The sequence below is a fragment of the Microbacterium sufflavum genome, from assembly GCF_023101165.1.
Classification (GTDB): Bacteria; Actinomycetota; Actinomycetes; order Actinomycetales; family Microbacteriaceae; genus Microbacterium; species Microbacterium sufflavum.
Window position 1 is genome coordinate 2,876,883 of record NZ_CP078076.1, and the last position, 20,461, is coordinate 2,897,343.

A 20,461-nucleotide genomic window follows, 5' to 3' on the forward strand; every position below is an offset into this window, starting at 1 on the left:
CTCCGAGGCCACGGACACCGGCGCCGGTGCGCTCAGGCGGCGCGAGCCACCCGGGCGAGCACGCCGTGCACGAACGGACCGGAGTCGTCGGTCGAGAACTCCTTCGCCAGCTCCACGGCCTCGTCGATCGCGACGGCGGTGGGCACCTCGTCGTTGTACAGGATCTCCCAGACGCCGATGCGCAGCAGCGCCCGGTCGACCGCAGGCATCCGCTCGAGCTTCCAGTCGCGGCTGTGCGTGGTGATCTGCTCGTCGATCTCGTCGCGCTGGTCGATGATGCCGTCGACGATCTCCCTGGCGTACAGCCAGGAGGCCTCGCGAGCGGGCTCGCTCGCCGCGCGCTTGGCCTCGGCCGCCAGCGCGATCGCGAGGTCGTCGCCGCGGACGTCGGCGGAGAACAGGATGTCGAGAGCGCGCTTGCGCGCCTTCGTGCGGGCGCTCACGCCTTACTTCTCGCGGCCGAGGTAGTCACCCGTGCGGGTGTCGACCTTGACCTTCGTGCCGGTCTCCAGGAACAGAGGCACCTGGATCTCATACCCGGTCTCGAGGGTCGCGGGCTTGGTGCCGGCCGACGAGCGGTCGCCCTGCAGGCCGGGCTCGGTGTATGTGACCTCGAGGATCACGGACGCCGGCAGATCGATGTAGAGAGGGTTGCCGTTGTTGAGGGCGATCGTGACCTGCTGGTTCTCGAGCAGGAAGTTCTTCGCGTCGCCGACCGTCGCCGCCGGAAGCGTGATCTGGTCGAAGTCGGTCTGGTCCATGAACACGAAGCCGTCGCCGTCGGTGTACAGGTAGGTGTAGTCACGGCGGTCGACGTTCTCGATCTCGATCTTCGCGCCCGCGTTGTACGTGCGGTCGACGACCTTGCCCGACACGACGTTCTTCAGCTTGGTGCGGACGAACGCGCCACCCTTGCCGGGCTTCACGTGCTGGAACTCGATGACGCTCCAGAGCTGCCCGTCGATGCTGAGGACGACGCCGTTCTTGATGTCTGCGGTGGATGCCATGCGCTGAAGGTTCCGTTCGTGAGTCCGTGGGGCCGGAGTCGGCCGACAGTCGATTCTACGGGATGATCACGCACGCCCCGCGTGCGCCCGCCTCTGGCCGGGGGTCAGAGAAGAGCGGCCAGCTCCCGCACCGCGTCGGCATAGCCGTCGACACCGCGCCCGATCACGCGCACCGCGGCCACATCGTGCAGGAACGAGTGATGGCGGAACTCCTCCCGCGCGTACACGTCGGAGATGTGCACCTCCGCGAATGGCAAGCCCACCCCGGTCAGCGCATCGCGCAGCACCACCGAGGTGTGCGTCAGGCCGCCCGGGTTGATGATGATCCCGATGCAGTCGGCGCGCGCGGCCTGGATGGCGTCGATGAGCACGCCCTCATGGTTGCTCTGCACCGCCCGCACCGCGAAACCGGCCTCGACCGCGGTCTCGGTCGTGATCCGCTCGACGTCCGTGAGGGTCGCGGTGCCGTAGATGTCGGGCTCCCGCGTCCCGAGGAGGTTGAGGTTGGGGCCGTTGACCAGCAGCAGCCGACGCTCGATGCTCATGCCCTCACGCCCTCCGACCCGGCGAGCTCACGCCGCAGAACCCACTCCCGACCGAAGCCCGTCGTCTCGATCTCCCCGGTCCGTGCGAACCCGGCGCGCGCGTACACGGCCTGCGCCCGGTCGTTGTCGACGTGCACCTCCAGCTCGAGCGCGGCCAGACCCTGCTCGAGGGCCCAGGCCGCCGCCGTGTCGAGCAGAGCGTCGATCACGCCGGAGCCCCGGTGCTCGTCCGCGACGTAGACGCCGACGACGAGTCCGGCCTCGGGTCGCTCGCGGTGCGGCAGCACGGTGGCGGTGCCCACCCACTCCCCCGCATCGGTCACCGCGACGAACTGCGCAGCCGACGACGGCTCGGCCGCGTTCACGGTGCGCTCCTGCCAGAAACGGTCGGGCTGGCCGCTCGCATGTACCACGGTGTCGAGGAACGCGATCGGGGCGGCCGGATCGGCCAGGGCGCGCAACCGCAGCGCCTTCACCTGCGGCCATTCCCCGGCTTCGACGCGACGCACGTGGACGCTCACTCGCCCACCTCCTGGTAGGCGGCGAACAGCAGCGACTCGTCGGGTGCCTGCAGCACGGTGGGCTTCGCGATGTCGTCGAGCAGGATGAAGCGCAGCATCCCGCCGCGGCTCTTCTTGTCGCGCTGCATCGTCGCCAGCAGCTGCGGCCACGCGCCGGCGCGATACGACGTGGGAAGGCCCAGGGACTCCAGGATCGACCGGTGCCTCTCGGCAGCCGCATCCGAGAGCCTGCCGGCCAGCCGCGACAGCTCCGCGGCGTACAGCATGCCCACCGAGATCGCCGCGCCGTGCCGCCAGCGGTAGCGCTCGGCGTGCTCGATCGCGTGGCCCAGCGTGTGCCCGTAGTTGAGGATCTCCCGCAGACCCGACTCACGGAAGTCGTCCGACACGACCTGCGCCTTCATGCCGACCGCGAGCTCCACGGCCCGGCGGAACTCATCCGTGGTCGTGTCGACCGCCCGCGCCGGATCCGCCTCCACGATGTCCAGGATCTCCGGTGCCCAGATGAAGCCGGCCTTCACGACCTCGGCGAAACCGGCCGTCGCCTCGTTCGGGCTCAGGCTGCCGAGCTCGTCGAGGTCTCCGATCACCGCACGGGGCGCCCAGAACGCGCCGACGAGGTTCTTGCCCTCGGCCGTGTTCACGCCGGTCTTGCCTCCCACCGCGGCATCCACGAGCCCGAGGACCGTCGTGGGCACGTGCACCACCTGCACGCCGCGCAGCCAGGTCGCCGCCACGAACCCGGCGAGGTCCGTCACGGCCCCTCCGCCGTAGCCGACGACCGCGTCGGTCCTGGTGAAGTCGGCCTGGCCCATGATCTGCCAGCAGAAGGCGGCCACCTCGATGCGCTTGCCCTGCTCGGCATCGGGGATCTCGGCCAGCAGCACCTCGCGCGGGCCGTCGGCGGTGTCGGCGAGGAGGCGGTCACGAAGCTCCGCCGCACGGTTCGCGAGGGTCGGCGGGTGCACCACGAGCACCTTCCGCACGCCGGGGGCGAGGGCTGCCGAGACGCTGTCGAGGATGCCGCGCCCGATCGCGATGTCGTAGGGGTCGGCGCCGGTGACGCCGATGGTGGTCGTGCTCATCTCTGTTCTCTCCTCCATGCCACGATCTCGTCCGCGATGCGCTGCATCGGCCGTCGCGAGGTGTCGAACGAGATCGACGCGACCTCCTCGTACCACTCGCGCCGCTCCGCGAAGATCCGCTTCCACCGCTCGACGGGGTCGTCGCCGGCCAGCAGCGGCCTCGTGCCGCCGCGGAGCCGGTCGGCCACCGCGTCCTCGCTCACCGTGAGGAACACCACCGGGTGGCCGTGCAGCAGGCGCCGGGTGTCGGCGTCCGTCACGGCGCCGCCGCCGAGGGAGATCACGCCGCCCTCGCTCAGCGCCTGCGCGACCGCCGCCCGCTCGAGGTCGCGGAAGTGCGCCTCCCCGTGCTCGGCGAACAGGGCGGGGATGGGGCCGTGCGCCGCGACGATCCGCTTGTCGGTGTCGATGAAACCCACCCCGAGTCGTCGAGCGACCCGTCGACCGACGCTGGTCTTGCCCGACGCCATCGGGCCGACCAGTACCACCGACAGCGGATCAGCCGCGTTCGTCATGCGCGACGAGCGCCGCCTCGGACGCGGGTGCTGTGCGCAGCTCATCGGGGATGCCGTCGAGGTATCCCGCCAGGTTGCGCCGTGTCTCGCGGATGCTGTCTCCGCCGAACTTCTCCAGCACGGCCCGGGCGAGCTCGATCGCGACCATCGCCTCGGCCACCACACCGGCGGCCGGCACGGCGCACACGTCGGAGCGCTGGTGGTGCGCTGTCGCGTCCTCCCCCGTCGCCACGTCGATCGTGCGGAGCGCATGCGGGACGGTCGCGATCGGCTTCATGCCGGCCCTGACGCGCAGCACCGTGCCCGTGGACATCCCGCCCTCGGTGCCGCCCGCGCGGTCCGAACCGCGGGTGATGCCCCCGGCGGCGGCGAAGAGCTCGTCGTGGGCTGCCGACCCGCGACGCCGAGTGGTCTCGAAGCCGTCGCCGACCTCGACCCCCTTGATGGCCTGGATGCTCATGAGCGCCTGCGCGAGACGGGCGTCGAGGCGCCGGTCCCAGTGCACGTGGGACCCGAGCCCGGGCGGAAGGCCGTACGCCAGCACCTCGACGATGCCGCCCAGGGTGTCGCCGTCCTTCTTCGCATCGTCGACCTCGGCGACCATCAGTGCGGACGTCGCCCGGTCGAAGCAGCGCAGCGGATCGGCGTCGAGTGCGGCGACGTCATCCGGCGTGGGAAGCGGTGCCCCGTCCGGCACCCGGACCGGGCCGATCGACAGCGTGTGGCTGACCAGGCGGATGCCCAGTTCGGACAGGAACGACCGCGCGATCGCGCCGAGCGCGACCCGTGCCGCGGTCTCCCGCGCGCTCGCACGCTCGAGGATCGGACGAGCCTCGTCGAAGTCGTACTTCTGCATCCCGACCAGATCCGCGTGGCCGGGCCGCGGGCGGGTCAGAGGTGCACCGCGACCGCGCGACCGGTCGGTGAGCTCGACGGGCTCCGGGTTCATGACCTCGATCCACTTCGGCCACTCCGTGTTGCCGATGCGGAGCGCGATGGGGCTGCCGAGCGTCTTGCCGTGCCGGACCCCGCCCGAGATCGTGAGCTCGTCCTGCTCGAACTTCATGCGCGAGCCGCGGCCGTAGCCCAGCTTGCGACGCGCGAGATCGGCCTGGATGGCCTCGGACGACACCGGGACGCCGGAAGGCAGACCCTCCATGACGGCGATGAGTTCTGGGCCGTGTGATTCGCCGGCCGTGAGCACGCGGAGCATTGCTCCAGTCTCCCATGCGTTTCGCGTCCGCCGCGCCGCGTGTCGTCGCGGGTCAGAGCGCTGCGCGCATGGCGGCGATCACGTCCGTCTCGGCCGGGAGGGGCGCGGCCGGATCGCCGTGGTGGAAGATGCGGATCTGTCGCACAGCCTGGTGCAGCAGCATCCCCAGCCCCGACACGACCGTGCCGTCGCCCCACGCCGCGGCGAGCGACGATGGCCACGGCGCGTACGCGGCATCGAACAGCGCACCGCCCCGAGCGGCCAGGGGTTCTGTCACCGCGGAGGGCAGGATCGTGCCGGACGGCAGCGTCGCCACGGTCAGGTCCACCCGGCCCGGCCGCGACCCGGCATCGGCGTCCGCGAGCGGGTGCGCGGAGACGACCACCGAGAGACGCTCCCCCAGCGCCACCAGAGCCGATGCCCGCTCGGGTCGACGAGCCCGGACGTCCACGCGCGACACCCCCATGTCGGCGAGGGCCACGAGTGCCGAGGCTGCCGTGGCTCCTGCTCCCAGGAGCCGCGCGGTGTCCGCGGTGGTGATCCCCGCCTCCGCCAGCGCGTCGACGATGCCCCCCACATCCGTGTTGAAGCCCGCCGGGGTGGAGCCGAGGAGGAGGGTGTTGACCGCGCCCGTGAGTTCCGCGTGCCCGTCGCGCGCCGCGGCGAACCGGTACGCCTCCTCCTTCAGGGGCATCGTGAGCGACAGCCCACGCCACGAGGGGTCGAGACCACGCACGGCAGCCGCGAAGTCGTCGGCCGCCACCCGCCGGCGTCCATACTCCCAGTCCAGGCCCAGCACGCGGTAGGCCGCGGCATGCAGCTCGGGCGACCGGGAGTGCGCGATCGGGTCGCCCCAGACCGCGAGTCGGGTCGACGTCACGGCCTCAGCAGCCCCCGTCGGGGTTCGCCCTGCACCACTCGCGCCACTTCTCCACGCCCTGCTCGTGTTCGGCGAGCGTCTCCGAGAACTGCGTCTCCCCGGTGGAGAGGTTCACCGTGACGAAGTACAGCCATGGACCGTCGGCGGGCTGCATGGCCGCCTTGATGGCCGCCTCGCTCGGACTCGCGATCGGTGTGACCGGCAGCCCGGTGTTCACGTAGGTGTTCCAGGGGTTCGGGTCCTCGAGCGCTTCTGCGGAGCTCGACACCACGCCCTCGTGCAGCGAGCCGTAGCCATACTGCGCAGTCGAGTCCATCTGCAGCTTCATGTCGATCGCCAGGCGGTTCTCGATCACACGCGACACCTTGGCGAAGTCGTCCGTGCGACCCTCGCGCTGGATGATCGAGGCGATCGTCAGCACGCGCTGCGCGTCGTCCGCGGGCACGCCGGCCGCGTCGAGCGCCTCCCGCGTACGATCCACCATCTGCTGGATGGCCTGCGTCGCCGTGACGCCGGGATCGAACGTGTACACGGCGGGGAACAGCCACCCCTCCAGGCTCTGCGCCTGGACGCCGTAGACGGACGGATCGGCGACCGCGGCCTCGAAGTCCGCGAGCGGCAGCCCGAGCGTCTCCGCCATCGCCGGGAGCGAGGACTTGATCGTGCCGCCCTCCGACACCGAGACGGTGTTCTCGAGCTTGTTCTCCTTGTCCTGGAGGGCGGCGAGGGCAGCCTCGGCCGTCATCTTCTTCTGCAGGCGGTAGACGCCGGGATAGAACGTGACGGCGATGCCCTCGTCGATGAGGTAGTCGTAGAAGACATCGGCGGTCTTGGTCACGCCCGCCTCGTGGAGCGCTGCCGAGACCGGCTGGCCGGTGTCGCCCGACTTGATGGTGACATACACCTCGCCGGTCGCGAGCCCCGGCTCCCAGTCCTTCGCGTCTCCCCAGCCCATGGCGTCGCTGATCCGCTCACCGTAGGTGCTCCACGCCCAGGCGCCGCCGGCCACGATGCCGCCGATGATGGCGAGGACGACGATGAGGGCGATCAGGCAGCCCTTGCGGCGCTTCTTCTTCGGCGCGCCCGGCCCGCGGTGGTCGTCGTCACCCGACACGAACAGGTCGTCGAGCCCGCCGCCGACGGCGGGCTCGACGGGAGAGGTCCGCGCGGTCGAGGCGGCTGCCGGTGCGGAGACACGGGGCAGCGGCCGCGTCGCATCCGCGTCGTGCTCGATGAACGTCTCACGCGAGCCACGGGCGATGGGGACGGCCGTCGTCTCCGGAGCACGGGACGGCTCTGCCGCGGACACGGGTTCGGCGGCGGCCGATGCCCGATCCTCCGCGCGCGGCGCGACCCGTGCGGGGCGCGCGTCCGACGCGGAGTCAGCGGACCCGGACGCAGCGGGCGCGGGCGCGGTACCGGACTGGTCGAGCGACGGCTCCCCCGCCTGCTGCTGACGAGCGGCTCGCCGCGCGGCCTCACGAGCGGCGCGGCGCGAGCCTGGCACGGGGCCGCTCGTGTCGGCCGTCGGGACCTGCGGCGCCGGAGCCGGCAGGTTCTCGAAGAGGTCGCCCAAGCGCGCGTCGGTGTCGTGCGGTGGCGAAGCGCTATCGCGTTCGGACATGATCAGGCGGGCTCCTCATCGACGGGGACCGGTGCACCGGCCGGGTTTCCGGTGCTCTTCTCCGTGTCGATCGCCTGCTGCAGCAGAACCACCGCGGCGACCTGATCCACAATGCTACGAGAGTTCTTCTGGGAACGCCCGGAACTCCGCAATGCCGCGTGTGCGGACACCGTGCTCAGACGCTCGTCGATGAGCCGCACCGGCACACCGCTCTCGCGCTGCAACAGCGCTGCGAACTCGCGCGCATCCGTGGTGGACGGGGTGTCCGCGCCCTGCAGATTCACCGGCAGCCCGACCACGAACTCCAGCGGTTCGTACTCCGCGGCGATCGCCACGAGTCGCGTGATCGCCGCGTCGTCGCGCGGCACGGTCTCGACCGGGACGGCCAGCATGCCGTCCGGATCGCACCGTGCCACGCCCACCCTGGCGCGTCCCACGTCGACGCCGAGCCGCACTCCGCGACGGAAGCCGGTCACGCTCCGCGGAGCTCCTGTGCGATGGCCTCCAGCGCTGCCGGAAGCGCCGCACCGTCGGTGCCGCCGCCCTGGGCGAGGTCGTCGCGCCCGCCGCCGCCACCGCCGAGCACGCCGGCTGCGCGCTTCGCGAGCGCACCCGCCTTCGCGCCCGCCGAACGCGCCGCCTCGTTCGTGGCGACGACCACGACCGGCCGGCCATTGACGATCGCGCCGAGGGCGACCACTGCCGCCTCCGACCCCAGCCGCTCACGGACGCCGTTGACCAGATCGCGCACGTCGTCCGCCGAGGCCACCTCACCGAGCGACTGTGCAGCCACCCGGAACGCGCCGATGCGGGACGCGGCCTCCGCGATCGCGGGGATCTGCCCCGCCCGCTCCTTGGCCTCGAACTGCGCGATGCGCTTCTCGGCGGCCTTGAGGCTCGCGGCGAGATCGGCGATCCGCTCCGGCAGCTGCTCGCGCGGAGTCTTGAGCGACGCGGTCAGCTGCGAGACCAGCGCGCGCTCGGCGGCCAGCTCGCGGAACGCGTCGGCACCGACGAGAGCCTCGATACGGCGGTTCGATGCCCCGACGGACGACTCGCCGACCACGCTGACCAGCCCGATCTCGGCGCTCGTCGACACGTGCGTGCCCGCGCAGAGCTCACGCGACCAGGGGCCGCCGATGTCGACCATGCGCACGACGTCGCCGTACTTCTCGCCGAACAGAGCCATCGCCCCGGCCTCCTTGGCCTCGTCGAGCGTCACGATGCGCGTCGTCACCTCGAGGGCGTCCTGCACGGCGCGGTTCGTGATCTCCTCGATCTCCGAGCGCGTCTCTCCCGACAGCGCCTGCGACCACGCGAAGTCGAATCGCATATAGCCCGCACGGTTCAGCGAGCCCGACTGGGTCGCGGTCGGGCCCAGCGTGTCGCGCAGAGCGGCGTGCACCAGGTGGGTCGCCGAGTGCGCCTGCCGCGCCGCACGACGGTTGGCCGCGTCGACGATGGTCGTGGCCGCGTCATCCACCGCCACGCTCCCCCGCGTCACCTCGACGGTGTGACTGATCAGCCCGGGGACGGGGCGCTGCACATCGAGCACCTCGAGCTCGTAGCCAGGGCCCACGATCGTGCCCTTGTCGGCGACCTGGCCGCCGGACTCCGCATACAGCGTCGTCTCCGCCAGCACGACCTCGGCGATCTGTCCCTCCGCGGCGCTGCGCACGGAGGCACCGTCGACCAGGATGCCGAGCACCCGCGAGTCGACCTCGAGGGCCGTGTAGCCGTCGAAACCGGTCTCGCCGAGCGCCCGCAGGTCGCGGTAGACCGACACGTCGGCGAGCTGCCGCTTGCGGTTGCGCGCGTCGTCCTTGGCGCGCTGACGCTGCTCCTGCATGAGCGCGTCGAACGCGGCACGGTCGACGTCGAGCCCGGCCTCCGCGGCGACCTCGAGGGTGAGGTCGATCGGGAAGCCGTATGTGTCGTGCAGCAGGAAGGCCTCGGAGCCGCTCAGGGTCGTCCCGCCGCTCTTCTTCGTGTCGTCCACGGCGAGGTCGAGGATGGTCGAGCCCTGGGCGAGGGTGCGCCGGAAGGTCTCCTCCTCGGCGAAGGCGGCCGAGGACAGCACCGACCAGTCGCGCTCGAGCTCGGGGTAGGCCGACTTCATGGCGTCCCGCGACGCGGAGAAGAGCTCGGGGAAGGCCGGCTCGTCGACGCCCAGCAGACGCATCGCCCGCACGGTCCGCCGCATCAGGCGGCGCAGGATGTACCCGCGGCCCTCGTTCGACGGACGCACGCCGTCGGACAGCAGCATCAGCGAGGAGCGCACGTGATCGGCGATCACGCGGAAGCGCACATCGTCCTCGTGCACGGCTCCGTAACGGCGTCCGGAGAGCTCGACGGCGCGGTCCAGCACGGGCCGCACCTGGTCGATCTCGTACATGTTCTCGACGCCCTGCTTGAGGAAGGCGACGCGCTCGAGGCCCATGCCGGTGTCGATGTTCTTCATCGGCAGCTCGCCCACGATGTCGAACTCGGTCTTGCTCCGGATGTTCTCGAGGAAGTCCTGCATGAACACGAGGTTCCACAGCTCCATGAACCGGTTGTCGTCCGCCGCCGGACCGCCGTCCTTGCCGTAGGACGGGCCACGGTCGAAGAAGATCTCGGAGTCGGGTCCGCCGGGGCCGGGCTGCCCGGTGTTCCAGTAGTTGTCCGCGCGGCCGAGGCGCTGGATGCGCTCCGGCTTCAGCCCGATGATGTCGCGCCAGATGGACTCCGCCTCATCGTCGGTCTCGTAGACCGTGACCCACAGGTCCTTCTCGTCGAAGCCCAGCCCGCCGTCGGATTCGGAGGTCGTGAGCAGCTCCCACGCGTAGCGGATCGCGCCCTCTTTGAAGTAGTCGCCGAACGACCAGTTGCCGAGCATCTGGAAGAACGTGCCGTGACGCGCCGTGCGTCCGACCTCCTCGATGTCGTTGGTGCGGATGCACTTCTGCACATCGGCGATGCGCGGATGCGGAGCGGGGACCACGCCCGTGAGGTACGGGATCATCGGGACCATGCCGGCGACCGTGAACAGCAGCGACGGGTCGTCGCTGACGAGGGAGGCCGAGGGGACGATGAGGTGATCGTTCTTCTCGAAGTAGGAGAGATAGCGCTGCGCGATTTCCGCAGTGTTCATAGGTCCCGGTTGTCCTTGTGTGAGGGAGCGCGTCGATGCGCGGCTGCGGTGGTTCAGTTCTCGCCCGGCTCGGTGAGCCGCGCCTCCTGGGCGCGATACGCGTCGCCGAGCGCGGCGGTGAAGCCGTTGATGCGGGCGTCGACGTCGGCGAGGATGTCATGGCCGCGCGGGTCCTTGTTCATGAAGTGAGCCGCGACGAAGCCGCCGATCACGCCGATGAGGAACCACAGCACAGTCTTCATGTCGTCATCCTTGCCTGAGAGCCGCGAAGGCGCGGTCTCTCCATCGTAGGCGGAAACGACAGGAGGCGTCGGGAATCCCCGACGCCTCCTGCCTGATGCTCGATCGCTGGATCAGCGAGCCGCGTAGTACTCGACGACGAGCTGCACTTCACAGGTCACGGGGACCTCGGCGCGCTTCGGGCGACGGACCAGGCGGGCCTGGAGCTTGTCGAGCTCGACCTCGAGGTAGCCGGGAACGGGAGGAAGCACCTCGGCGTGACCGCCGGCTGCCGCCACCTGGAAGGGCTCGGTGCCCTCGCTCTTGGCCTTGACGTGGATGAGCTGACCCGGCTTCACGCGGAACGACGGGCGGTCGACGAGCTGGCCGTCGACGAGGATGTGACGGTGCACGACGAGCTGGCGAGCCTGAGCCGTGGTGCGGGCGAAACCCGACCGCAGCACGAGAGCGTCGAGACGCATCTCGAGGAGCTCGACCAGGTTCTCACCGGTCAGGCCGTCCTGACGACGAGCCTCGTTGAACGTGTTGCGCATCTGCTTCTCGCGGATGCCGTACTGCTCGCGCAGACGCTGCTTCTCGCGCAGACGGACGGCGTAGTCGCTGTCGGCCTTGCGCTTGGTGCGGCCGTGCTCGCCCGGAGCGTAGGGACGCTTCTCGAGGTAGCGGGCGGCCTTCGGGGTGAGCGGGATGCCGAGGGCACGGCTGAGACGCACCTTGCGGCGGTCCTGGGACTTCGTGGTCACGAAGTGTTCCTTCCGATGACGTGGACGTGGATTTCACGTCCGACGGACGTATCGTCCGCGCTCTGCCTCGGAGCGCACGCCGGGGCGCCGTCGAGGTGTGGTGTGAACGCGGAGATGCCCGAAAACTCGGTTTCGAGCCGCTCAAGTCTAACAGACGACGCTGCGCCGACCGACCGGTCTGTCAGCGGTCGCCGAGGATGCGTCGGATGCGCTCCAGCCGCGCACCGATGTCGCGTTCCGCACCGAGGTTCTTCGGCTCGTAGTAGTGACGTCCGTCCAACTCGTCCGGCAGGTACTGCTGCGGCACGATCCCGTATTCGCTGTCGTGCGAGTAGATGTAACCGCGGCCGTGGCCGAGCCTCTTCGCCCCCGGGTAGTGGGCGTCGCGGAGGTGGAGCGGCACCCGGCCGAAGCCGCCCGCGCGGATGTCGGCGATCGCGGCGTCGATGCCGACGTACGCGGCATTGGACTTCGCCGTCGTGGCGAGGTACACCGTGGCCTCGGCGAGCGGGATGCGCCCCTCCGGCATGCCGATGAAGGCGACGGCGTCCGCAGCAGCGACTGCGATGCCGAGCGCCTGGGGATCGGCGAGACCCACGTCCTCCGACGCCGAGATCACCAGGCGCCGAGCGATGAAACGCGGGTCCTCCCCCGCCTCGATCATGCGCGCCAGGTAGTGGAGTGCGGCGTCGGGATCGGACCCGCGGATCGACTTGATGAACGCGCTGATCACGTCGTAGTGCTCGTCGCCCTGACGGTCGTAGCGGAGCAGCGCCTTGTCCACCGCCTGCGCCACATCATCCGCCGTCACCGCGGGGACACCGTCCGATGCGCTGTCGCCGTCGTCCTCGACCGCGGCGGCATGGGACAGCGCGACCGCGGCCGCGGCCTCGAGCCCCGTGAGCGCGCGCCGCGCATCGCCCGACGCCAGTCGCACGAGAGCCGTGCGCGCCTCGTCGTCGAGCACCACGGCACCCTTGAGCCCGCGCGCATCCGTCACGGCGCGGTCGACGAGCAGACCGATGTCGTCGTCGGTCAGCGGCTGCAGCGTGAGCAGCAGCGACCGCGACAGCAGCGGGGAGATCACGGAGAACGACGGATTCTCGGTGGTCGCCGCGATCAGGATGACCCAGCCGTTCTCCACTCCGGGCAGCAGGGCATCCTGCTGCGCCTTCGTGAAGCGGTGGATCTCGTCGAGGAAGAGGATGGTCGTCTGGCCGTACAGGTCACGCTGCGTGATCGCCTCCTGCATCACCTCGCGCACGTCCTTCACCCCGGCCGTGATCGCCGACAGTTCGACGAACCGTCGACCGGAGGAGCGCGCGATGGCCTGCGCCAGCGTGGTCTTCCCCGTGCCGGGAGGCCCCCACAGGATGATCGACACGGCCCCGGGCGCTGCCGCCTCGGGATCGGCGAGAGCCACGATCGGGGATCCCGCCCGCAGCAGGTGACGCTGTCCCGCGACCTCATCGAGCGAGACCGGGCGCATGCGCACGGCGAGAGGCGTCTGCCCGGAGAGCAGCGCGGCAGGAGAAGTCACCCCTCCAGGCTAACGGCGGGCGCCGACACCGTGGCGACGGAACCCGCCCGTGGGCGACGGTAGGCTCTCAGGCGACGCCGCGGACGGGCGTCGGGATGGAGATATCGGGCATGGCGGCACGCGGTTCCAAGAAGGCACAGTCGCGCACCGAGGCGGAGCGCGCACGACTGCATGCCGCGCGCACGCGCTGGCACGAGGACCAGATCCGCCGCCGTCGCCGCGACAACACCGTCGCGGTGATCGTCGGCGGTCTCATCGTCGTCGCCGCGATCGGGAGCCAGGTCGTGCACGCGCAGGTGACCGCCCCCGAACCGACGCCGAGTCCCACGATCTCCCCCTCCGACTCCCCGGTGCCGTCCGAGTCCCCCCTTCCCTCCGACTCTCCCGTTCCCTCCCCGTCGCCCGTTCCGACGGACACACCGGCGGGCTGACCCCGCGGCGCCGGCTCAGCGATCGGCGACAGCGAGACGGTAGCCGCGCTTCACCACCGTCTGCACCAGCTCCGCGTCGCCCAGAGCCTCGCGCAACCGTGCGACCGCCACCTCCACGGCCCGTGCACTGCGTCGTCGTCCGGCGAGCATCCGCCCGAGCTCCTCCCGGGAGAGCACCCGCCCCTCCGCGAGGAACAGTGCCTCCAGGACTTCCGCGGCGCCCGCCGAGAGCGGGAGGAACCGCTCATCGAGCAGCACCCCGCCGCTGCGCACGACGAGCTCTCCGGCGTCCGTCCGCTGCATCGGCGCCTGCTCCGAGAAGAACCCGACGACGGCGCGTGCGAGGTCGTCCGGGAGCGCCCCGTCGACCGTCGTGGCGGGGATGTCCGCATCGGCGAGTGACCGGGCCGCCTCCGCACCCGAGGCGACGAGCAGCAGACGCGACGCCCGCGCCCTGGCTCGGATCGCGTCCCCCAGACCGAGGCGCTCGACGGTGCGCCACCAGGAACGCGCGCCCTCGACCGAGAAGAGCAGCACGCCGTCGATGCGCCCGGTCGCGACGCGGTGCACCGACCGTCGAACACCGGCCGGCACGGAATGATCCGCGCGTACCGACGGCACGCGGACGACCTCGGCTCCCGCCGCGGCGAGAAGCGCACCGAGGTCGACCGGCGTCGGCGACGCCACCGCTCCGTGCGCAGTACCCGCGGACGGGTCATCGGCGATCGCTATCCGGCACCCGGTCAGCGGCCGGCCCACGCTCGTCGGAATGCTCATGCCGGACTCTCCTCGCGTCGCCGCGTGACGGATCCCGTGGTCCGCGCCTCGACGAAACGTCCACCCCCGTCGCGCGTCGCAGCCTCCAGTCCGGCGGCACGCAACCTGCCCAGCACGGCGGGGACTTCTGCGGCGGATGCGCCACGCAGCTCCAGCACTCCGCCATCGGACGGCCGCACCCGCAACCCGTGCTCCTCCGCCAGCCGTCCGATGAGGACGAGCTGGGCGCCGGACAGCTCCCCCGCGACAGCGAGGGTCACGCCGAGCACGGTCTCCCTGGTACGGGGGCGTCCGACCGGGCCCCGCTCGGGGACACCCCGTCGCCCTGAGCCGATCGCAACCGCTCCGGCGCGCGCGATGAGGCGCCGCGCGACCGCCCGTGCGCAGAACGCGCACTCCGCGCTTTCGGGGAACTCCGCAAGGCCGCTCAGGCCGTGCTCTCGTCGCTCCGTCACCGCCGTGACCGGGGATGGCCCCGTGAGCAACGCATGACCGCAGGTCACATCGCTCTCGTGCTCGCGAAGCAGCTCGGACACCGCCCGCGCCCTAGCGCCGTCATCCGCGGCCGCGCGGAGGGTCGCGAGCCGGTCCTCGTCGCCGAGCACCGTCGCACCGAGCAGGACTCGTCCGTCCTCGGAGAGGAGGAGGTCGCCCGCGATCCGTCCCGGCGCGTCCGCCAGGGGGACGACGACTCCGACGGTTTCGCCGTCCGGCGACGACCGGAGATCCGTGAACTCGACGCCTCCCGCACGCACGATCGTCGTCAGCCACCGCGTCCGTGTCGTCGCCACGGCCTCCCGCATCCTGTCCGCCACGCGCCCGCCACCGCCCGGTGCCCGCGGGCCCGGCTCGTCGTCCGCCGCGACAGCGACGCTCCCCACAGCCAGGATGTGCGGATCACTCGTGCGACCGTCGGCGTCGACGAGCACGCCGCCGCCCGGCACCACGGTGAGCCCCGCGTTCCGCGCGAGCTCGTCACGCGGGCGCACCGCGGGCGCGAACACGACCGCATCCGTCCGGGCGAAGGAACCGTCGTGGAATTCGATGCTCGCGACCGCGCCGGACTCGTCCGCATCGATGCGGGTGACGCGCGTCGACCTCCGCACCGCGATCCCGCGCTCCCGCAGGAGTGCGTCGACTGCCGCCGAGGTGCGACGACCCGGATCCGCGTGGTCCCCTCGTTCGTGCACGACCGCGACCTCGACTCCGCTCTCCGCGAGCGCGAGCGCGGCGGCGAACCCGCCCGGCCCGTCACCGACGACCGTCGCGCGCGGACGCCGCCACTGCTCGCCGCGCGGCGCGTGCACATGGGCTCGCAGCGCCGACGCATCCGCTGCGGACTGGAACGTGAAGCACCCGGGCAGTCCGGCCCCGTCGAGCGTCGGACGAACCGGGTGCCGCCCGGTCGCGAGGACGAGCACGTCGTACATGTACACGCGTCCGGAGCGGGTGCGGACGCGGCGGAGCTTCCGGTCGATCTTCCGCACCCGATCATCCCGGATCAGGCGCACGCGGTCGTCGCGGAACACCCCTCGGTCGAGGTCCAGGTCAGCGGGGTCGTCCCCCCGGACCAGTCGATACAACCGGGTGCGGTCGTACGGCAGGCGCCCCTCGTCGCCGATCACCGTGACCCGCACGTCGTCGCAGGGATCGCCCAGGAGGTGCGCCACGAACGCGTGCGCCGCGGGCCCCGCGCCGACGATCAGGACCTCCGTCCTCCGGGATGCGCTGTCGTCCATGGACCTCCTGTCGACCTGCGGACCGTCGTGGGACGACGATAGGAGCGCCGTGTTACCCGGAGATGACGTCGCGTGTTTCGCGCGTCGAACGTTCTCCTCACAAATCGATAACGCGCCTTCGGCCTCACCCCGCAGCGCGGGTCGTACTAGGCTGAGCCTCGTCCTTTCCGCCTCCCGCGGCCCGACCGCGCAAGGAGAATCACCGTGTCTGCCACCGAGCCCTCGAAGCCGACCCCGCCCATCCCCGCACCGCCCGCCGTGCCCATGCCCCGGAAGGCCCCGACGCCCGCCGCGGTCGCGCCCGCCGCACCGGCGACGCCCGCGCCCTCCGCCTCGGCGCTCGAATGGGGTCGCGTCTCCCACGATGGCACGGTCGAGGTCCGCGAGGGCGAGTCGTGGCGGGTGGTCGGCCAGTACCCCGACGGCACCCCGGAAGAGGCCCTCGCCTACTTCGTGCGCAAGTACGACGACATCGCCTTCAAGGTGCACGCGCTCGAGCAGCGCCATCAGGCCGGCGGCGCCTCGGCGAGCGACCTCGCGAAGCAGGCCTCGCACCTCATCGCCGAGGCGACGGATGCCGCAGCGGTCGGCGACCTCGCGGGACTGCGCGACCGGCTGAACGCCCTGACCGCCTCGCTCTCGGAGGCGACGGAGCAGGAGGCTCAGCAGGCCAGGGCGCTCGTGGAGCAGGCGGTCGCGGAGCGCACGGCCCTGGTGGAGCGCGCCGAGGCCATCGCCGCCCGCGACCTCAGCAAGGTGCAGTGGAAGCAGGTCACGGCCGAGCTCAACGAGCTGTTCGAGTCGTGGCAGGCACAGCAGCAGAACGGTCCGCGCCTGTCGAAGAGCGTGTCGCAACAGCTCTGGAAGCGGTTCCGTGACGCCCGCTCGGTGGTCGACAAGCACCGGCGCGCCTTCTACTCCGAGCTCGACGAGACGCACAAGGCCGCACGCGACGCCAAGTCGCGGCTGGTCGAGCGCGCCGAGGCGCTCGCTCCCCGCGGCGTCGACGGCATCCCCGCGTACCGCACCCTGCTCGACGAGTGGAAGGCCGCCGGCCGTGCCGGGCGCAAGGCCGACGACGCGCTCTGGGCGCGGTTCAAGGCGGCCGGCGATGCGCTGTACGCCGCGCGGGCTGAGCAGGCCGCCGCGGAAGAGGCAGACTCCGCGCCCCGGATCGAGGCACGGCAGGCTCTTCTGGAGCAGGCGAAGGCCGTGGCCGACGAGTCGAACATCAAGCGTGCGCGGGCACTGCTCACCCGCATCCAGCGCGAGTGGGACGAGGTGGGCCGCATCTTCCCGCGCGAGAAGGAGCGCGCTCTCGACGACAAGCTCCGGGTGATCGAGCAGGCGCTCAAGGCCCGCGAGGACGTCGACTGGAAGAAGAACAACCCCGAGACCAAGGCGCGCGCGAACGACATGAGCTCGCAGCTGCACGAGGCCATCGAGAAGCTCGAGGCCGAGCTGGCCGCCGCGGAGAAGTCGGGCGACACCAAGGCCGCCCAGACCGCGGCTGACGCGCTCGAAGCCCGCCGCGCCTGGCTCAACGCCCTGGGCGGCTGACGCTATCCACAACCCGCGACGACCGCCACAGGAGCGGGATGCGCTGCGCCACACTGGCGTGATGCATCCCGCTCTTCTGTATCTGCCCGGCGCGCGGCTGAGTCTGCCGGAGCTCGCCGCCGCTCGACTCGACGGCCACGTCGTCGACCTCGGCGAGGCGTACATCCCGGCCGACCTCATCGAGGGTGCGGACGTGCGTGCCGCGTCGATCGGGCCTCTCGTGCAGGACGGCGCCGCGGCCTGCGGCCCGACTGCCGCATGGATCCACGGCGCCGGAGACGCACCGCCGCCCGTGCATCACGTGAAGCGGTGCGTCGAGCGTCGCGTGCGCCCGCGTACGAGTGCCCGCCTGGTCTTCCACGACACCGTGCTCGCCGCCGCGGACGTCGTCGTGATCGGTGGCGTCGCCGTGTCGACGCCCGCGCGGACGATGGTCGACCTGGCGACGAGCCTGCATCGCGACCCCCGCGTGCTTCCCTGGATGGATGCCCTCGCCGTCGCCTGCCCGGCGGTGACCGCACAAGCCCTCGTCGAGCTGCGCGGGACCAGCCGTGTCCCGGGGAGCCGCGTCGGCATCGCCGCCCTCGAGCGGGTCGCGCTCAGGACGAGGTGACGCGGTAGACGTCGTACACCGCGTCGATGCGCCGCACGGCGTTCAGCACGCGGTCCAGGTGCACGGCGTCGCCCATCTCGAACACGAAGCGGCTCAGCGCCAGGCGCTCATCGGTCGTGCTGACCGTGGCGGACAGGATGTTGACGTGGTGCTCGCTCAGCACTCGAGTGACATCCGACAGGAGCCCGGACCGGTCGAGCGCCTCGACCTGGATCTGCACGCGGAAGACGCTCTTGGTGGTCGGTGCCCAGGAGACCTCGACGAAGCGGTCCTGCTCGCCGCTCAGCGCCTTGACGTTGACGCAGTCGGCACGGTGGACCGAGACGCCGCTCCCCCGCGTGACGAAGCCCACGATCGGGTCGCCCGGCACGGGGGTGCAGCACTTGGCGAGCTTGACGAGGATGTCGTTCGCACCGCGCACGAGCACCCCGGAGTCGCCGCCGCGCGGCTCCCTGGTCTGCACGCTGCCCGGCAGATCGATCGCCCCGGTCGTCGTGTCGTTCGCCGCCACCAGGGCGGTGACCTTCTCGAGCACGGACTGCGTGGACACGTGTCCCTCGCCGACAGCCGCGTAGAGCCCGGACACGTCTTCGTAGTGCAGCTGATGCGCGACCTCGGTGAACGAGTCCTGATTCATCAGGCGCTGCAGCGGCAGGTTCTGTCGGCGCATCGCCCGGGCGATCGCCTCCTTGCCCTGCTCGATCGCCTCCTCGCGACGCTCCTTCGTGAACCAGCCGCGGATCTTGTTCCGCGCCCGCGTGCTCTTGACGAAGCCGAGCCAGTCCTGGCTGGGGCCGGCGTCGGGGTTCTTCGACGTGAACACCTCGACGACGTCGCCGCTCTTGAGCTCCGACTCGAGCGGCACGAGGCGGCCGTTGACCTTGGCGCCCATCGTGCGATGGCCGATCTCGGTGTGCACGGCGTAGGCGAAGTCGACGGGCGTCGCGCCGGCGGGAAGGCCGATGACCCGTCCCTTCGGCGTGAAGACGTAGACCTCCTTGGCTCCGATCTCGAAGCGCAGCGAGTCGAGGAACTCGCCGGGGTCCGCGGTCTCGGCCTGCCAGTCGGAGATGTGCGCGAGCCACGCCATGTCGGTGTCGGAGGCGCGGACCTCGGCCTTGCCGCCGCCGTTCATCCGCTCCTTGTACATCCAGTGCGCCGCGACGCCGTACTCCGCCTGCTGGTGCATCTCGTGCGTGCGGATCTGGATCTCCACCGTGCGACCTGCCGGGCCGATCACGGTCGTGTGCAGGGACTGATAGAGGTTGAACTTCGGGGTGGCGATGTAGTCCTTGAAGCGGCCGGGCAACGGCGTCCAGCGCGCGTGGATCGCGCCGAGCACGGCGTAGCAGTCGCGCACGGACGACACCAGCACGCGGATGCCGATGAGGTCGTAGATGTCGTCGAACTCGCGCCCCCGGATCACCATCTTCTGGTACACGGAGTAGAGCTGCTTCGGCCGGCCGACGACCTTGCCACGGATCCGCAGATCCCGCAGGTCCTCGTCGATCTCCTCGATCACCTGGCCGAGGTACTTCTCCCGCTGCGGTGTGCGCTGGGCGATCAGGCTGTGGATCTCGTTGTAGATCTTCGGGTGCAGCACCGCGAACGAGAGGTCTTCCAGCTCCGACTTGATGGCCTGGATACCGAGGCGGTTGGCCAGAGGCGCATAGATCTCCAGCGTCTCCTTCGCCTTCTTCGCCGCCTTCTCGGGCGGTACGAAGCCCCACGTGCGGGCGTTGTGCAGGCGGTCGGCGAGCTTGATCAGCAGCACGCGGATGTCCTTCGACATCGCCACGATCATCTTGCGGACCGTCTCCGCTTGCGCACTCTCGCCGTACTTGACCTTGTCGAGCTTGGTGACGCCGTCGACCAGCATCGCGACCTCGTCGCCGAATTCAGCGGTCAGGTCGGTCAGCGCGTAGCCGGTGTCCTCGACGGTGTCGTGCAGGAGGGCCGCGGCGATCGCGCGCGGGCCCAGGCCGAGCTCGGCGAGGATCTGCGCGACGGCCAGCGGGTGCGTGATGTACGGCTCGCCGCTCTGCCGCTTCTGCCCCTCGTGCTTCTCCTTCGCGACCGCGTAGGCCCGGGAGATGACGGAGAAGTCGCCCTTGGGATGATTCGCCCTGACCGTGCGGATCAGGTTGTCGAGATCGTTGATGCGGGACGCGCGAGAGAAGATGCGGGGCACGAGCCGTCGCAGACTCGAACCCTGCGACGCCGTCTGCGGCTCCGCCATCCACTCACCTCCGAATCAGACAATCCTACGCGTGCTGAGAGGGGGCGAGCCCCGCG

Annotated in this window: 20 protein-coding genes; 3 read left to right on the forward strand and 17 right to left on the reverse strand. The window is 71.0% G+C overall.

What is annotated here, in order from left to right:
- Nucleotides 1-32: 32 nt before the first annotated feature.
- The 14 genes from nusB to KV394_RS14005 all read right to left on the reverse strand — a co-directional run bounded on the left by nusB (nucleotide 33) and on the right by KV394_RS14005 (nucleotide 13,046).
- On the reverse strand, nucleotides 33-443 hold the full coding sequence (gene nusB, locus KV394_RS13940) for a transcription antitermination factor NusB (protein ID WP_136033679.1): 411 nt from the start codon (nucleotides 441-443) through the stop codon (nucleotides 33-35).
- Nucleotides 444-446: 3 nt separating this feature from the next.
- A complete protein-coding gene (gene efp / locus KV394_RS13945; RefSeq protein WP_136033676.1) occupies nucleotides 447-1,007 on the reverse strand; it encodes an elongation factor P in 561 nt (186 codons plus the stop codon).
- Nucleotides 1,008-1,111: 104 nt separating this feature from the next.
- Nucleotides 1,112-1,552: a type II 3-dehydroquinate dehydratase gene (locus KV394_RS13950; protein ID WP_247981690.1), complete on the reverse strand. Its 441-nt coding sequence runs from the start codon at nucleotides 1,550-1,552 to the stop codon at nucleotides 1,112-1,114.
- Entirely contained in the window at nucleotides 1,549-2,073 is a 525-nt protein-coding gene (locus KV394_RS13955) for a GNAT family N-acetyltransferase (RefSeq protein WP_247981691.1), read from the reverse strand. The genes KV394_RS13950 and KV394_RS13955 overlap by 4 nt, the downstream gene beginning before the upstream one ends.
- The gene (aroB, locus tag KV394_RS13960) at nucleotides 2,070-3,158 is read right to left on the reverse strand and encodes a 3-dehydroquinate synthase (protein ID WP_136044808.1); all 1,089 of its coding nucleotides are present in this window, start codon (nucleotides 3,156-3,158) and stop codon (nucleotides 2,070-2,072) included. The genes KV394_RS13955 and aroB overlap by 4 nt, the downstream gene beginning before the upstream one ends.
- Complete coding sequence (locus KV394_RS13965) at nucleotides 3,155-3,673, reverse strand: shikimate kinase (RefSeq protein WP_247981692.1); 519 nt, start codon at nucleotides 3,671-3,673, stop codon at nucleotides 3,155-3,157. Before KV394_RS13965 ends, aroB begins: the two co-directional genes overlap by 4 nt.
- Nucleotides 3,657-4,886, reverse strand: a complete 1,230-nt coding sequence (gene aroC / locus KV394_RS13970; RefSeq protein ID WP_247981693.1) for a chorismate synthase — start codon at nucleotides 4,884-4,886, stop codon at nucleotides 3,657-3,659. Before aroC ends, KV394_RS13965 begins: the two co-directional genes overlap by 17 nt.
- Before the next feature lie 52 nt (nucleotides 4,887-4,938).
- Entirely contained in the window at nucleotides 4,939-5,766 is an 828-nt protein-coding gene (locus tag KV394_RS13975; RefSeq protein WP_247981694.1) for a shikimate dehydrogenase family protein, read from the reverse strand.
- Between the two features lie 4 nt (nucleotides 5,767-5,770).
- Nucleotides 5,771-7,390 carry an endolytic transglycosylase MltG gene (gene mltG, locus KV394_RS13980; RefSeq protein ID WP_247981695.1) on the reverse strand — a complete coding sequence of 540 codons (1,620 nt, stop codon included), beginning with the start codon at nucleotides 7,388-7,390 and terminating at the stop codon, nucleotides 5,771-5,773.
- Nucleotides 7,391-7,392: 2 nt separating this feature from the next.
- A complete protein-coding gene (gene ruvX / locus KV394_RS13985; RefSeq protein ID WP_136033661.1) occupies nucleotides 7,393-7,866 on the reverse strand; it encodes a Holliday junction resolvase RuvX in 474 nt (157 codons plus the stop codon).
- The gene (alaS, locus tag KV394_RS13990; RefSeq protein ID WP_247981696.1) at nucleotides 7,863-10,523 is read right to left on the reverse strand and encodes an alanine--tRNA ligase; all 2,661 of its coding nucleotides are present in this window, start codon (nucleotides 10,521-10,523) and stop codon (nucleotides 7,863-7,865) included. The genes ruvX and alaS overlap by 4 nt, the downstream gene beginning before the upstream one ends.
- Nucleotides 10,524-10,576: 53 nt before the next feature.
- On the reverse strand, nucleotides 10,577-10,765 hold the full coding sequence (locus KV394_RS13995; RefSeq protein WP_136033658.1) for a hypothetical protein: 189 nt from the start codon (nucleotides 10,763-10,765) through the stop codon (nucleotides 10,577-10,579).
- A 111-nt stretch (nucleotides 10,766-10,876) separates the two neighbouring features.
- Complete coding sequence (gene rpsD / locus KV394_RS14000) at nucleotides 10,877-11,506, reverse strand: 30S ribosomal protein S4 (protein WP_136033656.1); 630 nt, start codon at nucleotides 11,504-11,506, stop codon at nucleotides 10,877-10,879.
- A 181-nt stretch (nucleotides 11,507-11,687) separates the two neighbouring features.
- Complete coding sequence (locus KV394_RS14005) at nucleotides 11,688-13,046, reverse strand: replication-associated recombination protein A (protein WP_247981697.1); 1,359 nt, start codon at nucleotides 13,044-13,046, stop codon at nucleotides 11,688-11,690.
- A gap of 110 nt (nucleotides 13,047-13,156) precedes the next feature.
- On the opposite strand from KV394_RS14005, the gene KV394_RS14010 reads away from it, so the two are divergent.
- Nucleotides 13,157-13,477 (forward strand): hypothetical protein, encoded by a 321-nt coding sequence (locus tag KV394_RS14010; RefSeq protein WP_206251221.1) that lies wholly within the window; start codon nucleotides 13,157-13,159, stop codon nucleotides 13,475-13,477.
- A 15-nt stretch (nucleotides 13,478-13,492) separates the two neighbouring features.
- On the opposite strand, the gene KV394_RS14015 is transcribed toward KV394_RS14010, so the two are convergent.
- Together KV394_RS14015 and KV394_RS14020 are read right to left on the reverse strand one after the other, a co-directional pair.
- Nucleotides 13,493-14,254, reverse strand: a complete 762-nt coding sequence (locus KV394_RS14015; RefSeq protein ID WP_247981698.1) for a winged helix-turn-helix domain-containing protein — start codon at nucleotides 14,252-14,254, stop codon at nucleotides 13,493-13,495.
- Entirely contained in the window at nucleotides 14,251-15,993 is a 1,743-nt protein-coding gene (locus KV394_RS14020; protein ID WP_247981699.1) for an NAD(P)/FAD-dependent oxidoreductase, read from the reverse strand. Before KV394_RS14020 ends, KV394_RS14015 begins: the two co-directional genes overlap by 4 nt.
- 204 nt (nucleotides 15,994-16,197) lie before the next feature.
- Here KV394_RS14020 and KV394_RS14025 point away from each other — a divergent pair, with 204 nt between their 5' ends.
- Together KV394_RS14025 and KV394_RS14030 are read left to right on the forward strand one after the other, a co-directional pair.
- Complete coding sequence (locus KV394_RS14025) at nucleotides 16,198-17,553, forward strand: DUF349 domain-containing protein (RefSeq protein ID WP_247981700.1); 1,356 nt, start codon at nucleotides 16,198-16,200, stop codon at nucleotides 17,551-17,553.
- Between the two features lie 61 nt (nucleotides 17,554-17,614).
- Entirely contained in the window at nucleotides 17,615-18,166 is a 552-nt protein-coding gene (locus KV394_RS14030; RefSeq protein ID WP_136033647.1) for a type IV toxin-antitoxin system AbiEi family antitoxin, read from the forward strand.
- Here the strand turns inward: KV394_RS14030 and KV394_RS14035 are convergent.
- Nucleotides 18,153-20,405 (reverse strand): RelA/SpoT family protein, encoded by a 2,253-nt coding sequence (locus KV394_RS14035; protein WP_136033645.1) that lies wholly within the window; start codon nucleotides 20,403-20,405, stop codon nucleotides 18,153-18,155. The two genes, KV394_RS14030 and KV394_RS14035, sit on opposite strands and share 14 nt — an antisense overlap.
- Between the last annotated feature and the right edge of the window lie 56 nt (nucleotides 20,406-20,461).

Coding starts and splice junctions, on each gene's coding strand:
- KV394_RS14010 (WP_206251221.1), top strand. CDS start 13,157: ATGGCGGCACGCGGTTCCAAGAAGGCACAGTCGCGCACCGAGGCGGAG.
- aroB (WP_136044808.1), bottom strand. CDS start 3,158: ATGAGCACGACCACCATCGGCGTCACCGGCGCCGACCCCTACGACATC.
- KV394_RS14020 (WP_247981699.1), bottom strand. CDS start 15,993: ATGGACGACAGCGCATCCCGGAGGACGGAGGTCCTGATCGTCGGCGCG.
- KV394_RS13950 (WP_247981690.1), bottom strand. CDS start 1,552: ATGAGCATCGAGCGTCGGCTGCTGCTGGTCAACGGCCCCAACCTCAAC.
- KV394_RS14030 (WP_136033647.1), top strand. CDS start 17,615: ATGCATCCCGCTCTTCTGTATCTGCCCGGCGCGCGGCTGAGTCTGCCG.
- aroC (WP_247981693.1), bottom strand. CDS start 4,886: ATGCTCCGCGTGCTCACGGCCGGCGAATCACACGGCCCAGAACTCATC.
- KV394_RS13995 (WP_136033658.1), bottom strand. CDS start 10,765: ATGAAGACTGTGCTGTGGTTCCTCATCGGCGTGATCGGCGGCTTCGTC.
- KV394_RS14015 (WP_247981698.1), bottom strand. CDS start 14,254: ATGAGCATTCCGACGAGCGTGGGCCGGCCGCTGACCGGGTGCCGGATA.
- KV394_RS13965 (WP_247981692.1), bottom strand. CDS start 3,673: ATGACGAACGCGGCTGATCCGCTGTCGGTGGTACTGGTCGGCCCGATG.
- efp (WP_136033676.1), bottom strand. CDS start 1,007: ATGGCATCCACCGCAGACATCAAGAACGGCGTCGTCCTCAGCATCGAC.
- mltG (WP_247981695.1), bottom strand. CDS start 7,390: ATGTCCGAACGCGATAGCGCTTCGCCACCGCACGACACCGACGCGCGC.
- alaS (WP_247981696.1), bottom strand. CDS start 10,523: ATGAACACTGCGGAAATCGCGCAGCGCTATCTCTCCTACTTCGAGAAG.
- KV394_RS14035 (WP_136033645.1), bottom strand. CDS start 20,405: ATGGCGGAGCCGCAGACGGCGTCGCAGGGTTCGAGTCTGCGACGGCTC.